The organism is Caballeronia sp. GAFFF2 (genome assembly GCF_023631485.1).
Taxonomy (GTDB): Bacteria; Pseudomonadota; Gammaproteobacteria; order Burkholderiales; family Burkholderiaceae; genus Caballeronia.
In genome coordinates this window covers 600,895-616,862 of record NZ_JALQDA010000027.1, presented here as the reverse complement: position 1 = coordinate 616,862, position 15,968 = coordinate 600,895, and the positions used below count along the sequence as shown (strand labels likewise).

Annotated in this window: 13 protein-coding genes and 1 riboswitch; of the genes, 7 read left to right on the top strand and 6 right to left on the bottom strand. The window is 58.7% G+C overall.

What is annotated here, in order from left to right; all coding sequences use genetic code 11:
• Positions 1-160 precede the first annotated feature (160 nt).
• On the top strand, positions 161-2,707 hold the full coding sequence (locus tag NCT04_RS19215) for an adenosylcobalamin-dependent ribonucleoside-diphosphate reductase (RefSeq protein ID WP_250467257.1): 2,547 nt from the start codon (positions 161-163) through the stop codon (positions 2,705-2,707).
• Between the two features lie 196 nt (positions 2,708-2,903).
• Here NCT04_RS19215 and NCT04_RS19210 read toward each other — a convergent pair whose 3' ends face one another.
• On the bottom strand, positions 2,904-3,248 hold the full coding sequence (locus NCT04_RS19210; RefSeq protein WP_250467255.1) for a DUF4148 domain-containing protein: 345 nt from the start codon (positions 3,246-3,248) through the stop codon (positions 2,904-2,906).
• A gap of 308 nt (positions 3,249-3,556) precedes the next feature.
• Complete coding sequence (locus NCT04_RS19205) at positions 3,557-4,567, bottom strand: LysR family transcriptional regulator (protein ID WP_244829480.1); 1,011 nt, start codon at positions 4,565-4,567, stop codon at positions 3,557-3,559.
• 221 nt (positions 4,568-4,788) lie between these two features.
• Between NCT04_RS19205 and NCT04_RS19200 the strand changes: the two genes are divergently transcribed.
• The 5 genes from NCT04_RS19200 to NCT04_RS19180 all read left to right on the top strand — a co-directional run bounded on the left by NCT04_RS19200 (position 4,789) and on the right by NCT04_RS19180 (position 11,948).
• Positions 4,789-5,607 (top strand): alpha/beta hydrolase, encoded by an 819-nt coding sequence (locus NCT04_RS19200; RefSeq protein ID WP_250467253.1) that lies wholly within the window; start codon positions 4,789-4,791, stop codon positions 5,605-5,607.
• Positions 5,608-5,657: 50 nt separating this feature from the next.
• Positions 5,658-6,851: an efflux RND transporter periplasmic adaptor subunit gene (locus NCT04_RS19195; RefSeq protein WP_250467251.1), complete on the top strand. Its 1,194-nt coding sequence runs from the start codon at positions 5,658-5,660 to the stop codon at positions 6,849-6,851.
• 25 nt (positions 6,852-6,876) lie between these two features.
• Positions 6,877-10,077, top strand: coding sequence for an efflux RND transporter permease subunit (locus NCT04_RS19190; RefSeq protein WP_250467249.1), 3,201 nt, complete (start codon positions 6,877-6,879; stop codon positions 10,075-10,077).
• Between the two features lie 8 nt (positions 10,078-10,085).
• On the top strand, positions 10,086-11,612 hold the full coding sequence (locus NCT04_RS19185; RefSeq protein WP_250467247.1) for an efflux transporter outer membrane subunit: 1,527 nt from the start codon (positions 10,086-10,088) through the stop codon (positions 11,610-11,612).
• A gap of 129 nt (positions 11,613-11,741) precedes the next feature.
• Positions 11,742-11,948 carry a hypothetical protein gene (locus NCT04_RS19180; protein WP_244829485.1) on the top strand — a complete coding sequence of 69 codons (207 nt, stop codon included), beginning with the start codon at positions 11,742-11,744 and terminating at the stop codon, positions 11,946-11,948.
• A 6-nt stretch (positions 11,949-11,954) separates the two neighbouring features.
• Here the strand turns inward: NCT04_RS19180 and ppk2 are convergent, their stop codons facing one another.
• The gene (ppk2, locus tag NCT04_RS19175) at positions 11,955-12,851 is read right to left on the bottom strand and encodes a polyphosphate kinase 2 (protein ID WP_244829486.1); all 897 of its coding nucleotides are present in this window, start codon (positions 12,849-12,851) and stop codon (positions 11,955-11,957) included.
• A 214-nt stretch (positions 12,852-13,065) separates the two neighbouring features.
• Here ppk2 and lhpI point away from each other — a divergent pair, with 214 nt between their 5' ends.
• Positions 13,066-14,010, top strand: a complete 945-nt coding sequence (gene lhpI, locus NCT04_RS19170; RefSeq protein WP_250467460.1) for a bifunctional Delta(1)-pyrroline-2-carboxylate/Delta(1)-piperideine-2-carboxylate reductase — start codon at positions 13,066-13,068, stop codon at positions 14,008-14,010.
• Between the two features lie 445 nt (positions 14,011-14,455).
• On the opposite strand, the gene hmuQ is transcribed toward lhpI, so the two are convergent.
• The 3 genes from hmuQ to NCT04_RS19155 form a co-directional block, all read right to left on the bottom strand.
• Positions 14,456-14,770: a heme-degrading protein HmuQ gene (gene hmuQ, locus NCT04_RS19165; protein WP_250467245.1), complete on the bottom strand. Its 315-nt coding sequence runs from the start codon at positions 14,768-14,770 to the stop codon at positions 14,456-14,458.
• 39 nt (positions 14,771-14,809) lie between these two features.
• Entirely contained in the window at positions 14,810-15,181 is a 372-nt protein-coding gene (locus NCT04_RS19160; protein ID WP_250467237.1) for a DUF1428 domain-containing protein, read from the bottom strand.
• A 61-nt stretch (positions 15,182-15,242) separates the two neighbouring features.
• Positions 15,243-15,791 carry a histidine phosphatase family protein gene (locus NCT04_RS19155; RefSeq protein ID WP_250467236.1) on the bottom strand — a complete coding sequence of 183 codons (549 nt, stop codon included), beginning with the start codon at positions 15,789-15,791 and terminating at the stop codon, positions 15,243-15,245.
• 41 nt (positions 15,792-15,832) lie between these two features.
• Positions 15,833-15,956, top strand: a riboswitch (cobalamin riboswitch).
• Positions 15,957-15,968 lie beyond the last annotated feature (12 nt).

Here is a 15,968-nt window from a genome sequence, read left to right as displayed (position 1 = left end):
GTCTCAAGGAAAAGTGCTGGATCGATCGAAGGAGTTTAACGGTTCATTAGCAGCCAGGGAGAATTCGCGCTATCGTCGTGCATTGCGTTTGGCGGCGCCCCACGGTTCGCGTCATGGCCCCGTCAAGCATTAGCGGACAAAGCATTCAACAGGATCAAACATGGCAGAAGACAATCCCAGCACAGGCGTCGCTCCGCAGCAATTTTCCATCGACGTAATGCTTGAAAAATATGCCAAGGGCGACGAGACGCGCGTCGAAGATATTTATCTGCGCGTGGCGCGTGGTGTCGCAATGGCCGAGCCCAAAGCGTTACGCGCGAAGATCGAAGCGGAGTTCGTCGATAACTTCCGGCGCGGTGCATTGGGCGCCGGGCGCATCATGAGCGCGGCGGGCGCGGGTATCGATGCCACGCTCATCAACTGCTTCGTTCAGCCCGTGGGCGATGCCATTCAAGGCGTCGACGATAACGGTTTGCCCGGCATTTACGTTGCGCTGCTGCAAGCGGCCGAGACGATGCGGCGCGGCGGAGGCGTGGGCTATAACTTTTCCGCCATTCGTCCTCGCGGTGCGCGCGTGCATTCCACGGGTTCAGCTGCATCCGGACCATGCAGTTATATGGATGTGTTCGATGCATCATGCCGCACGGTGGAGAGCGCAGGATCACGCCGTGGCGCACAGATGGGCATACTCGACTGCACGCACCCCGATTTGCTCGAATTCATCGCGGCTAAACACACGAAGGGACGCTGGAACAACTTCAACGTGTCCGTCGCGGTAACGGACGAATTCATGCAGGCCGTTGCCGACGACGCCGTCTGGCAACTCGTGCATAAGGCCGAGCCTTCGCCTGCACAGCGGGCATCGGCGGACATCCGGAAGCGTGACGACGGCTTGTGGGTGTATCGGGAAGTGCGTGCGCGTGACGTATGGAACACGATCATGCGATCGACCTACGATGTCGCCGAGCCAGGCGTCGTTTTCATGTCGCGCATGAATGACGATAACAATCTGCGCGCCGTCGAAACGATTCGCGCGACGAACCCTTGCGGTGAACAACCCTTGCCCGCATACGGTTGCTGCAACCTGGGCCCGCTCAATCTGACTCGCTTCGTGCGCGACCCTTTTGCGCAAGCGCGCGGCGGCGTCCCTGGTTTCGATTGGGACGGTCTCATGCGTACCACGCGCACGCAAGTGCGCTTTCTCGATGACGTTCTCGATGTCACGTTATGGCCGCTCGAAGAACAAGCACGTGAAGCGGCTGCCAAGCGACGTATCGGCGTCGGCTTTACGGGGTTAGGCGACACGCTCGTAATGCTTGGTCTTCGTTATAACTCGAACGAAGGGCGCGAATTTGCCATGCGCGTCGCACGCACCATGCGCGATGAAGCGTATCGCGCGTCGGTCGAACTTGCACGCGAACGCGGCGCATTTCCGCTCTTCGATGCAGCGCGTTATCTGGAAGAGGGCACTTTCGCATCGCGCTTGCCTGATGATCTCAAGAGCGAGATTCGCGCGCATGGCATCCGCAATAGCCATCTGCTTTCCATCGCGCCCACGGGCACCGTGAGTCTCGCGTTTGCGGACAATGCATCGAATGGTATCGAGCCCGCGTTCTCGTGGACCTATCAGCGCACCAAGCGCATGGCCGATGGCTCCAGCCAGACCTTCGCTGTCGAAGACCACGCGTACAGGCTTTATCGCGAGATGGGCGGAGACGTCAAGGCGCTACCCGATTACTTCGTGAGTGCGCTCGATATGTCCGCGCAAGATCATCTGGAAATGATGACGGCCGTGCAGCCTTTCGTCGATACATCGATTTCGAAGACCGTCAACGTACCCGCGGATTATCCGTTTGATGCATTCCAGGACCTTTACTTCGAAGCATGGCGACGCGGCTTGAAGGGACTCGCGACCTATCGGCCTAACGACACCTTGGGCGCGGTGTTGTCAGTCACGCCACAGGAAGAGAAGACACCGAGCGACTCGCCCGATCCCGAACTGGATCTCGATCCTTTGCGTATTGCGATCGATCACCGTCCACGTGGAGAGCTGCCCGCGATTATCGAGAAGGTCGAGTATCTGACGCAGGCTGGAAAGAAGTCGCTCTATCTTGCGGTGTCGTTCATCGAAGTGACAGGGCGTATTGCAGGCGATGACGTGACCATCGAGCGGCCCATCGAATTCTTTATCCCGACGGGGCAGAGCGACGAATCGCAGCAATGGATCACGGCGACCATGCGTTCATTGTCGCTTGCGGCGCGTGGAGGCTTTGCCGCGCGTACGCTGCAGGACATGCGCAAGGTATCGTGGGATCGCGGTCAGGTGCGTCTCGGCGATGTCGAGCGTTTAGATGGACACCGCAGTCCACGCTGGCATGACTCGGAAGTCGCCGCGCTTGCCTTTGCGATTCAGCAAATTCTTCATCGACGCGGTTTTCTCGATGCCGAAGGCAGTCAGGTGCCGTCACGCGTACTTGCCCGCAAGCATATCGACGTGACCCATACACGCGCTCTAGCGACTGAAGACGAGACCGTGGCACACGCGGACGTGACGGATTTTTCGTCCGACGATGCCTTGTCGAACGACCCGCATACACTCACGCAGATGCATGGGCGCAAATGCCCGACATGTGGCGCGAATGCGGTGATCCGGAAAGACGGTTGCGACTTCTGCACTGCTTGCGGTGAAATAGGCGCTTGCGGCTGAAGCTCAAACGCGTGTGCCCGGCAGGCACACGCGTTTGATTGATTTGCTACTCGCCGTGCTCGCTCGTGTCCTGCTCGGTCTCTTGCGAGCGAGATTCGACAAACGGGCGCCACACCGGCGTCACAGAGGCTAGCTCTTCAAGAACCGAATATTGTTCAAGCGATGTATTTTCGAACATGATGACCTCTGCAATTCTTTAGCGCGTGACCGAACCGTTCGCATATTCCACGATACGGCGATTGCGCGCTTCCGCTTGAGCGGCATCGCGAGCATGCGCTTCGCTTTGAGCAGCGACCGCATCGCCCCACATGCTGCGATCAGGATACGTATTGCGATTCAACGCGGGCAACGAACCGTTCGAATAGGCAGCGGCAAGTTCAGCGCGCACTTGCGCACGCGTCTTGGGCGTTTCACTCGTAGTCGTTTGCGTCTGATACGTTCCCGCGCGACCAATGCCTTCACCGCCGTCGGCAAATGCCGTGCTCGAAACCACGGCTGAGATAGCCGCGAGCGAGAAACCCGTGATGAGATAGCTTTTCATGCGTGCAACTCCTTTCGATCCGTTTCCTGTGCTTCGGATGCGACGCGGATGCAATCGGCTAAGAAGAGGATTGCATGCGCTTCGCGACAGGTCGAAATGTAGTCGCCACGCTAGGGGCAGATAAATGCCGGATGCGCGAATAGATTTGTCGATTCCGGCGAATAATCGCTAAGAGCCTTAGCCACCGGACATTTGGCGACGCTTGCATGTGCTGGCATTTTTCCCTATCGCATCGATAGGGACGAAAAAAAGCGTGTCGCCTAAGACACGCCTTTGCTTTGCCAGCGAAATAGCTAGCCAATAGTTAGCTATACAACGACATCCTCAGTACCCGAAACTTCCGGTGTACCGTGACGCACGACCGTGGGCGCGGCAGTGCTGGTGGGCAGGCAACGCTCCTCCGCGTCCTTCTGACCTTGCAGCAACGGGCAACGCTCGAACAGCTCCGCGACCCAGTCCACGAACACGCGCACCTTTGGCGAAAGATGGCGATTGTGCGGATAGACGGCGGAAATAGGCATCGGCAAAGGGCTCCATTGCGGCAGCACTTCGACGAGCTCGCCTGAACGCAAGTACGGCAACGCCATGAAGCGCGGCGCTTGAATCAGACCCACGCCCTTGAGACCGCAACTGAGATAGGCCTCGGCGTCGTTCACCGCGATCATGCCGCGCATCTTCACTTCGATGGATTCGTCGTTGACGACGAAGTCCATATCCATCACACGCCCCGTGCGGCTCGAAAAATAATTCACGGCCACATGGTCCTGAAGGTCTTCAAGCGTTTGCGGCTTGCCATGACGTTCGAGATATTGGGGACTTGCGACCGTCACGCCCTGAAACACGCCAATGCGTCGCGCGACCAGACTCGAATCCTGCAGCGTTCCGACGCGAATCACGCAGTCGACGCCTTCCTGGATGAGGTCGACTGGCTTGTCGCCGAAGCCGAGCATGAGTTCGATTTCCGGATAGCGTGTATGAAAGTCGCAAAGCTGCGGCATCACGATGAGCCTGCCGATGGCCCCCGGCATGTCTACCCGCAATTTGCCGTGCGGACCCTTGCCGTTGTTCGAGAATGTGCCCTCGGCTTCCTCGATGTCGGCAAGGATGCGCACGCAGCGCTCGTAGTAGGCCGCGCCATCAGGCGTCAGATTGAGCCTGCGTGTCGTGCGCTGAAGCAGTCGCACGTTGAGAAACGCTTCCAGGTTTTGAATGATCGTCGTGACCGACGCGCGCGGCAAATTGAGCGTATCCGCTGCGCGCGAAAAACTGTTGGTGTCGACAACCCGTGTGAAGACCTGCATTGCTTGTAGCCGATCCATGTTTCCTCACCTTCGATGCTTAGGGCACCAGCATAGCGGCGCACGGAATTAAGCGCCTGGCTAAGAACAGTCATGTGCGTATTAACGATGATTGTTCGGTGCGTCCGAATTGTGTTGCCGGATTATAGGCATTTATTAAAAAAGGCGTGGCATCCAGAATTCGCAGCATCGCAACTTATGCGTGACGGCCTTATTTTTCAGGCCGCGCACGAAAAATAACCATGGCAACATTGTTGGATCTGGAGGCGCGTCCGAGATTGTGCATCGAAGATGTGCGTATCGCCGGACACGTACAGCCGATCACGCTGCGCAGTTACCGCCCCGCGTCGGATGGCAACGTGTTGCCTATCGTTCTTTATTTCCACGGCGGCGGTTTCGTGCGTGGAAATCTGGACGAAGCCGATGTGGCTGCAAGCGTCGTTGCACGAGATACGCCCGCTTGGGTCATCTCGGTCGGCTATTCGCTTGCGCCTGAATTTCCATTTCCCGCCGCGCCTGAAGACGGATATCGCGCGGCACAGTGGGCGGTTGCGCATGCTCGTGCGCAACGTGCAGACCCTTTGCGCATCGGCGTGGCGGGGCATGACGCAGGCGGCAACCTCGCGACGTGCGTTGCAGCCATAGCGCGCGATCGCGGCGATTTGCGCCTGTCCGCTCAAGTGCTGCTTGCGCCATTGCTCGATCCGAGCATGACGCGCCTCGCCGATGAACGCAAAGTGCTGTGCCCCGATCTGGAAATGAGCGATTGCGCGCGTTGCTATCGCGCGTATCTGCCCGTGCCTTCGCAACGTTTGCATCCTTATGCGGCGCCGCTCGAATCGCGGCGACTCAATGGCTTGCCGCCGGCGCTGATCGCGAGCGCGGAGCATGACCTCCTGCATATCGAGGCGGAAAAATACGCGGCGGAATTGATCAACGCAGGCGTGCCGACCGAAATGACGCGTCATTGCAAGGCCTCGCATCAAGCGCTGGCCGCGCATCCCGACGCGCTTGCCGATGTCGTCGCGTTCTTCAAGAAACGCCTCGCGCGCCCCAAATAAGCGCGCCACGCACCATAAAAAAACAATCTCAACGCAACCGGAGCTTCACCATGTTCTTCACTCGCAAACGTATTTACGCTGCGCTAGGCGCGGTGATCGTCATTGCTGGCGCGGGCGGCTATACCGCCTGGCGCGGTCACGGCGACGCCATCAACCAGGCGCAAGCCGCCGCGCATAGCCCGACCGCCACCGAAGTGGACGTGGCCGCGGTGGTCTCGAAGACCATCACGGACTGGCAGAGCTATTCGGGCCGTCTCGAAGCGGTGGACCATGTCGACATTCGCCCGCTCGTGCCCGGCACGATCGTCGCGGTGCACTTCAAGGACGGCGCGCTCGTGAAGAAGGGTGACGCGCTCTTTACCATCGACCCGCGTCCATATGAAGCGGAAGTCGCACGCGCCGCGGCGCAAGTTGCATCGGCGCAAGCGCGTAACGGCTATACGTCTACCGACGCTGCGCGTGCAGAGCGCTTGCTTACCGATAACGCCATCGCCAAGCGCGATTACGACGAGAAACAGAACGCCGCGCGCGAGGCCGTCGCCAACCTGAAGGCCGCGCAGGCTGCGCTCGAAACGGCGAAGATCAACCTCGCCTACACGCATATCGTGGCGCCCGTATCGGGGCGCGTATCGCGTGCAGAGCTCACGGTGGGCAACATCGTCTCGACGGGTGCGAATGCGCCGCTTCTGACCACGCTGGTCTCGGTCTCGCCGATCTATGCCTCGTTCGATGTCGACGAACAGACGTACTTGCGCTATCTCGGCCGCGATACGGGCAGCAGCGTGCCTGTTTCGCTGGGTCTTGCAAACGAAGACGGTTACTCGCGCGAAGGCGTGGTCGATTCCGTCGATAACCGCCTCGATACGACCTCGGGCACGATACGCGTGCGGGCTCGCTTCAACAATCCGGATGGCTCGCTCTTGCCGGGACTTTATGCACGCATCAAGGTCGGCGGTGGCACGCCGCATCCGGCCGTGCTCGTGGATGACGCGGCTGTCGGCACCGATCAGGACAAGAAGTACGTCATGGTGGTGGACAAGGACAACCGCGTGCAGTACCGCGAAGTCACGTTAGGCGCCACGCATGAAGGCCTGCGCGTGATTACGAAGGGATTGCAGCCGGGCGAACGCATCGTCGTCAATGGCTTGCAGCGCGTGCGTCCCAACGATGTGATCAAGGCCAATAACGTCGCAATGGACAGCAGCGCCAATGCGACGCCCGTGAAAACGGCATCGGCTTCGTAAGCATCTCGAACAGACAGAACTCGTCATGAACATATCCAAATTTTTCATCGACCGTCCGATCTTTGCGGGCGTGCTGTCGGTGATCGTGTTGCTGGCTGGCGTCATCGCCATGTTCAAGCTGCCGATCTCCGAGTACCCGGAAGTCGTACCGCCTTCGGTCGTGGTGCACGCGCAGTATCCGGGCGCGAATCCGAAGGTGATCGCGGAGACCGTGGCCTCGCCGATCGAAGAGCAGATCAACGGCGTCGAGGACATGCTCTACATGCAGTCGCAGGCGAATAGCGACGGCAACCTCACGACCACGGTCACGTTCAAGCTCGGCACCGATCCGGACAAGAACACGCAGCTCGTTCAGAACCGCGTGAATCAGGCTTTGCCGCGCTTGCCGCAAGACGTGCAGCGGCTTGGCGTGACCACCATCAAGTCCTCGCCGACGCTGACTATGGTGGTTCACCTGAACTCGCCGAACAACCGTTACGACATGACGTATCTGCGCAACTATGCGCTGATCAACGTGAAGGATCGGCTCGAACGCATCTCGGGTGTGGGTGAAGTGCAACTGTGGGGTTCGGGCGATTATTCGATGCGCGTATGGCTCGATCCGCAAAAGGTCGCGCAACGCGGCATGACGGCGACCGACGTGGTCAACGCCATTCGTGAACAGAACGTGCAGGTGGCGGCAGGCGTGATCGGTGGTTCGCCCACGCTGCCGAATACGCCCCTGCAATTGAACGTGAATGCACGCGGCCGCTTGCAGAACGAGTCCGAGTTCCGCGACATCGTGCTGAAGACATCGCCCGATGGTGCGGTCACGCATCTGAGCGATGTGGCGCGCGTCGAACTTGCGGCATCGGAGTATGGCTTGCGTTCCTTGCTCGACAACAAGTCGGCGGTTGCAATCGCAATCAATCAGCAGCCGGGTGCAAACTCGCTGCAAATCTCCGATGAAGTGCGCAAGACGATGAAGGAACTGCAGGCGGATATGCCTGCGGGTCTCGAGTATCAGATCGTCTATGATCCGACGCAGTTCGTGCGCTCCAGTATCGAAGCGGTAATTCATACGCTCGCTGAAGCCATCGCCTTGGTCGTGCTCGTGGTGATTGTGTTCCTGCAAACCTGGCGTGCTTCGATCATTCCGTTGCTGGCGGTGCCGGTGTCGATTGTCGGCACGTTCTCGCTGCTGCTTGCGTTCGGCTTCTCGATCAACGCGTTGTCATTGTTCGGGATGGTCCTCGCGATTGGCATCGTGGTGGACGATGCAATCGTCGTCGTGGAGAACGTCGAACGTAATATCGAAGCGGGGTTATCTGCCCGAGAGGCGACGTATCAGGCCATGCGCGAAGTGAGCGGGCCGATCATCGCAATTGCCTTGACGCTCGTGGCCGTGTTCGTGCCGCTCGCGTTCATGTCTGGCCTCACGGGTCAGTTCTACAAGCAGTTCGCGATGACCATCGCTATCTCAACGGTGATCTCCGCATTCAACTCGTTGACCTTGTCGCCTGCGCTGGCTGCGATGTTGCTCAAGGGTCACGATGAACCGAAGGACTGGCTCACGCGTGGCATGGACCGTGTGTTCGGCGGCTTCTTCCGTCAGTTCAACAAGGTCTTTCATCGCGGTTCGGATGCCTACGGCAAGGGCGTGAAGAGCGTCATCAACCGCAAGGCCGTGATGATGGTGCTGTATGCGGTGCTGCTTGCAGGTGCGGTTCTGATGGGCAAGATTGTGCCGGGCGGTTTCGTGCCCGCGCAGGACAAGGAATATCTGATCAGCTTCGCGCAATTGCCCAATGGCGCATCGCTCGACCGTACCGAAGGCGTGATTCGGCAGATGAGCGACATCGCGCTCAAGCAACCGGGCGTGGAAAGCGCGGTGGAGTTTCCGGGCTTGTCGGTGAACGGCTTTACGAACTCATCGAGCGCGGGGATCGTGTTCGTGACGTTGAAGCCCTTCAAGAACCGCGTGCATGACAAGGCACTTTCCGCCAATGCGATCGCGGGTGCGCTGAATCAGAAGTATGCGGGTATCAAGGGGTCGTTCATCGCCGTATTCCCGCCTCCGCCGGTTCTCGGGCTGGGTACGCTAGGTGGTTTCAAGATGCAACTCGAGGACCGTGGTGCGCTCGGTTATGCAGCGCTCGCGGATGCGACGCAGGCGTTCATCAAGCGTGCCTCGCAGACGCCTGAACTCGGACCGACGTTCTCGAGCTATCAGATCAACGTGCCGCAGCTGAACGTCGATCTGGATCGCGTCAAGGCCAAGCAGCTTGGCGTATCCGTGACAGATGTTTTCGACACGATGCAGGTGTATCTCGGCTCGCTCTACGTGAACGACTTCAACCGCTTCGGACGCGTGTATCAAGTGCGCGTGCAGGCCGATGCCCCGTTCCGCGCGAATCCTGAAGATATCGGCTTGCTGAAGACCCGCAACGCGAATGGCGACATGGTGCCGCTCTCGTCGCTCGTCAGGGTGACGCCGACTTATGGTCCGGAAATGGTGGTGCGCTACAACGGCTACACGGCAGCTGACATCAACGGCGGTCCGGCTCCTGGCTATTCATCGGGTCAGGCGCAGGCAGCGGCGGAGCGTATCGCCGCGGAAGTGTTGCCGCGCGGGATCAAGTTCGAATGGACCGATCTCACGTATCAGCAGATTCTCGCGGGCAATGCGGCTTTGTGGGTGTTCCCGATCAGCGTGCTGCTCGTGTTCCTCGTGCTTGCAGCGTTGTATGAAAGCCTGACCCTGCCGCTCGCGGTGATCCTGATCGTACCGATGAGCATTCTGTCGGCGCTGCTCGGTGTTTGGCTTACGGATGGCGACAACAACATCTTCACGCAGATTGGTTTGATGGTGCTGGTGGGCTTGTCGGCGAAGAACGCGATTCTCATCGTGGAGTTCGCCCGCGAACTGGAGATGCAGGGACGCTCGATCGTGCAGGCCGCGATCGAAGCAAGCCGCTTGCGCTTGCGCCCGATTCTCATGACATCCATCGCCTTCATCATGGGCGTGGTGCCGCTCGTACTGTCTTCGGGTGCGGGTTCGGAGATGCGTCATGCAATGGGCGTTGCGGTGTTCTTCGGCATGCTGGGTGTCACGCTCTTCGGTCTGATGCTGACGCCGGTCTTCTACGTGATCCTGCGCAAGCTCTCGCGCACGGAGCATGTGACGGACAAGCACGGCTCGCATCCGCAGATGCGGGGTATCGGCGGCTCTTACGAGGCGCAATGAGGTCAAACATGAACAAGTTGCATATGAAACGATGGCTGGGCCTTCCGGGTTTGATGGCGGCGCTGCTGGTAGTCGCGGGCTGCTCGCTCGCGCCCACTTACGAAAAGCCGGATGTGCATGCGCCTTCCGCTTACAAGGAAACGCCGCAACGAACCAGCGATACGAGCGCGCTTGCTCCTTCGGAAACGGGCAGCTGGAAAACGGCTCAACCTTCCGAAGAAATGATGCGCGGCGAGTGGTGGACCTTGTTCGATGATCCCGCGCTCAACGACCTCGAACGTCAGGCGCAGGAAGCGAACCAGAACCTCAAGGCAGCAGCGGCACGCGTGAAAGAAGCGCGCGCAATCAACCAGACTGCGCGTGCGGGTCTGTTCCCGACGCTCGATGCAGGCTTCGGTCCGACGCGTGAGAAGTTCTCGCCGGCATCGCAGTTCCTGCCGGCCGATGCCAATGTGCCTGCACAAACGTTGTGGCGTGCCCAGGCGAGCGCATCGTATGAAGTCGATCTGTTCGGCCGCGTTTCGGATTCCGTCAAAGCCGCAAACGCCGACACGCAACAAGGCGAAGCGCTTTTCCGCTCGGTGCAGTTGGCCTTGCAAGCGGACGTCGCGCAGAACTACTTCAATTTGCGCGAGCTCGATGCGGAGAACGATGTCTTCACGCGCACGGTTACGTTGCGCGAGCAAGCGTTGAAACTCGTGCAGCGCCGTTTCGATGAAGGCGACATCAGTGAGCTCGATGTGGCGCGCGCCAAGTCCGAGCTCGCGACCGCGCGCTCGGATGCGATGACCGTGCAACGTCTGCGCGCATCGTCCGAGCATAGTCTTGCGGTGCTGCTCGGCAAGACGCCGGCTGAATTTAGCGTGGCGGCGAATCCGCTCAAGCCAGTGACGGTTCGCGTGCCACCGGGCTTGCCTTCAACCTTGCTTGAGCGTCGTCCTGACATTGCTGCTGCTGAACGTTCGATGGCCGCAGCAAATGCACGCATAGGCGTAGCAAAGGCTGCATTCTTCCCTTCGCTCACGTTGACGGGCGCAGGCGGCTTCGAATCGGCAACGCTTGGCGATCTCTTCAAATGGTCGAGCAGAACATTCCTGCTGGGTCCTTTCGCGGGAACGGCGCTGAATATTCCAATCTTCGATGGCGGCCGTCGCAAGGGCAATCTCGCGAATGCACGTGCAATCTATGAAGAGGACGCCGCGAATTATCGGCAACAAGTGCTCGTTGCATTTCGTGAGGTAGAAGACAATTTGTCCGACTTGCGCATTCTCGAAGATCAGACGGCTACGCAATCGGATGCAGTCAAGGCTTCGGTGCGCGCGGCACAACTGTCGCGAACGCAGTACACGGAAGGTGCAGTTAATTATCTCGATGTGATCGATGCGGAGCGCACTGTGCTGCAATCGCAGCGTACTTCGGTGCAGCTTGCGGGAACGCAGGCGGTATCCACGGTTAACTTGATACGTGCATTAGGCGGCGGCTGGGGCGATGCGATGCCCGCGCCGGTGCCTGAGCCGAGTCTCGCGCAGAAGTAATGTGCCTTCAAGGCCCTGCAGCATGCAGGGCCTTATTGTTCGTATCGGGGAACATATGTCTTCATCCGCGGGCCATTTATCCCGGGCCTGCAAATCCCTAAAATTCTTATATGGAAATGGGAGCTAAAGATGAAAGCATTAATTGCCCGACAACTGTATCAACCAGCCGTGGTGCTGCCACTGCTGCTACTCATGCGCCTGATGGTCACCCTTGACTTCAACCTCGCGCAAGTCATGTTCGTGATGGTGTTCAAGGGTTCGCAGCAAGCGTATCAGTTTGCCATTCGCCGCACGCTGCACCGTCAGGAACACATCGGGTGCAGTCACTGCTGCTAAAGCGCTTTAGTAAATCTCCGGGACGTACATGGTCTCCGGCACGGGCTGCCGCAAATAATCCGGATTGAATACGCGCTCGGGCAGCGTGATCGCAGAGTGCTCGATCTCGTGATACGGCACCTGACTCAACAGATGATGCATGCAGTTCAGCCGCGCACGCTTCTTGTCGACGGCCTGAACCACCCACCACGGCGCTTCGGGAATGTGCGAACGCTGCAGCATGACTTCCTTAGCGGCTGTATAGGCTTCCCAGCGGCGTCGGCTTTCGAGGTCCATCGGACTCAGCTTCCACTGCTTTAGCGGATCTTCAATACGCGCCTCGAAGCGCACTTCCTGTTCGTCATCGGTAATAGAAAACCAGTACTTGATGATCTGAACGCCGCTACGCACGAGCATCTTTTCGAACTCGGGCACGGAACGGAAGAACTCTTCGTATTCGGCGTCAGTACAGAAGTTCATCACGCGTTCTACTCCCGCGCGGTTATACCAGCTTCGATCGAACAGAACGATTTCGCCGCCTGCCGGAAGATGCGATACGTAGCGCTGGAAATACCATTGCGTGCGTTCACGATTATTCGGCGCAGGCAGAGCAGCGACGCGGCACACGCGCGGGTTCAACCGCTGCGTGATGCGCTTGATCGCACCGCCTTTACCGGCCGCATCGCGGCCTTCAAAAATCACCACGAGTCTGTGGCCCGTATGCACGACCCAATCCTGCAACTTCACCAGTTCGCCCTGCAAGCGAAATAGCTCGCGGAAATAGGTCTTACGAAGCTGTCGTTCCTCGTCGGAGAACGCTGCCTCGCCATCCAGGAAGCGGTCGTCGATCTCCATTTCGAACTCTTCGTCGTAGCTGTCGATCAGGTCGGCATGGAAGCGGCGCTGCTTGTCCATCTCGTTCATTGTGGGCTCCGTGGGCGGCTTGCCGCTGCAATTTTTGCGGCGCAGATTGCTTGATTATGACTGTATTCGAAGGCAATCATATGACGGCGTACGCAACGCTTTGCGCGTTTTAGTGCACCGACGGCAAATGGTCGAGGTCGCTTGCGCCGTTAGAATGTTGCGATATTTCAGTGGCATTGCGATGGCAACTTTCCCTTCCGAGGCCAAAGACACGATGAATCAAACCTCAAGCGCGATTCCAATTTTCGACGCCGAACGCACCGCGCAGCTCGTTCCTTATGACCGCCTGGTCGACACGCTTGCCGCCACCATGCTCGATTACGCGGCGGGCCGTATCGTGAGTCCGGAGCGCATGGTGGTGCCGCTTGCACAAGGTGGGATCATGTTGTCGATGCCTGCAAGCGCGGCGGACTTGGCCATGCACAAGCTCGTCAACGTGTGCGCGGGTAACGGTGCGCTTGGTTTGCCCACGATTCACGGACAGGTCACCGCATTCGATGCCGTCACCGGCGTGCCGCAATTCATGCTCGACGGCCCAACTGTAACGGGGCGCAGAACGGCGGCGGTATCGATGCTCGCTATCCGCGCTCTAAGCGCGCAGCCGCCGAAACAAGTGCTGGTGATCGGTACGGGCAAGCAGGCGGCCTACCATGTGGAGGCGATCGCGAGCGTTTATCCCGATGCATCGATCATCGTCCAGGGGTCGCGAACCGAGCGTGCGAATGCCTTTTGCAAGGCCCACGCAGCGGCTTCGCCAAAGCTAGCGGCGCTTGAAAGCTCAAACATTCCTGAAGCTGTCGATGTCGTCATCACCGCGACCACCAGCAAGCAGCCTGTCTATACGCTGCCGGCGCGAGCAGATCGGTTGGTCATCGGTGTTGGCGCCTTTACGCCTGATGCGGCAGAAATAGCGCCGGGCACTATCGATTCAAGCGCTTTGTATGTCGATGACCCGGCGGGGGCGCGCCATGAAGCGGGGGATTTCATCCTTGCTGGTGTGAAATGGGAAAACGTTAATCCACTTGCACAAGCAATCACGGCGAGGGTGCAAAACGAACGCCCGATCGTATTTAAGTCCGTCGGATGCGCGGCATGGGATCTCGCTGCATGTCGAGTTGCTAGAGCTTTATTGTTAGACAAAAATAACAGCGCTAATTAAGGCGCGAGCTGGCTTGGAACGGTCCTTGCTGAATGTCTGTTCAATCGAAAGCTGGCGCAAGCGCCTTGGCACCCAAATGAACAGACCCATGAATAGCCGATACGACACCAGATGGACGCCCGGTTTTCCCGCGCGCAACGACGGGAATGATGGATCAGGCGGTGCGTCCGCACAGCCTAACGCGGCGCCGCCGGCTGCTTACTTTATCTCCGTGCTGGAGCTTGCGACTGGCGAGAAGCTGGGCAATTACGAACGCTTACGCGCCGTCGCCATGCTTGAATCGCAGTTTGGCGAGGGACGTCCACGTACGCTTAAGGAGGCCGTGCGCATTTGTGCCGGAGCCATCGATTCATCGACATTGCAGCGAATGGCGCGTGGCGCTAAGGCTTAGGAAGGCCTTAGCGAGCGACGCAATTCGTTCACGGTCTTGTAAGACAGGCGGCTCTTATTTAACCGTCTGAATCACTTCGAAGCCTTCGAATTCCGGGTGGCCTAAGTAAAGCTGCCTGGTTTCTCCGCCCGCATTGCGATGCGCGGCGCGAAATGCATCCGACTGAGTCCACTGTTCGAACGCAGCATGGTTTGTCCAGATCGTGTGACTCGAATAGAGGACGTGGTCATCCCGCGTCGGTCCCTTTAGCAGATGGAACTCCACGAAGCCCGGCACTTCCTTGAGGTGCGTGTCACGGCTTGTCCAGAGATGTTCGAAATCGGCTTCCGCGCCTGGAACGATCTTGAAGCGGTTCATGGCAATGTACATGTCGATATGGCTCCTTGGTTTTAGGCATTCGAAAAATAATCAGGCCTTTGACAGTTCGACCAGCGTCCTGAAGCCGCCGAAGAACATGCGTTTGGGATCGAACGGCGGTTCGCCGTTTTCCATCATGCTCTTAAGGCGCGAGTCTTCCATTACTTTGGCGTTGACGGCGTCACGTTGTTCGCGCGATTCATAGACGATCCACGAGAAGACCACCGTTTCGCCTTCCTTGAGCTGTACGCTTCGAGGGAACGAGGTGAGCTCGCCTGGCTTAACATCGTCGGCAATACATTCGACAAACTGCAGCGCGCCATATTCCAGCCATATTTTGCCCGCTGCATCGGCCATGCTGCGATACGCGTCGACCTTGTCGATCGGCACTGGTACGACGAAACCATCCACATAGTGCGCCATTGCTGTCTCCTTTGAGCGAACCAGTCGCTGCTTGCTTTGAGCACCGAGCGGCCATCTAAGTTCAGGAGGGCACGTTTGTCCATTTGCCTTCCGCGAACTTGAGCAAGACGGACGATAGCGGCGCGAGATCCATCTTGAGTATCGACGACAACGGTTCGTCGCGCACGATACAGAGCGCCGCCTTCATGACGATGGCGTGCGTTACGACTATGCAGCATTCGTGCTCCGTATTCGAAGCAAGCCCCTCGAGCGCTTTCTCAACGCGCTTTGACAGCATTGCCACGCTCTCGCCGCCATGCGGCCTTGCATGGGGATCGGAAAGCCATGCCGCAACGTCTTGAGGCTCGCGCTCACTAATCTCGCGAATGGAACGACCGCGCCATTCTCCATAGTCGATATCGTCGAATGCGACATCGATCGAAAAAGCTGTCGTGATCCAAGCCGCTGTTTCGCAAGCAGCGCGGGCCGGGCTGGATGTGACGCGGCTTGGCTCGCCCGGGACATCGAGCGTGCATTTAGCCTGTTCGACAGGCTCGTCGCCTTGCGGAAAACGCCCGCTTTTCATGGCATGCGTGGCGGCGTGGCACAGCAAAATCAATGTCGATTGCATAGGCTTTAGCTCATGGTCGTTTTACTTTGCCGGCAATCATCATAGAATGGCAAGCTTGCAGTGCGAGGAAGCCGGTGGAAGCCCGGCACGGTCGCGCCACTGTATGCGGTTCGCGCTAAGAGCGCGATGCCGCGAGTCAGACCCCGCTGCATGCTCTTCGTCTATCGGGACGCGCTT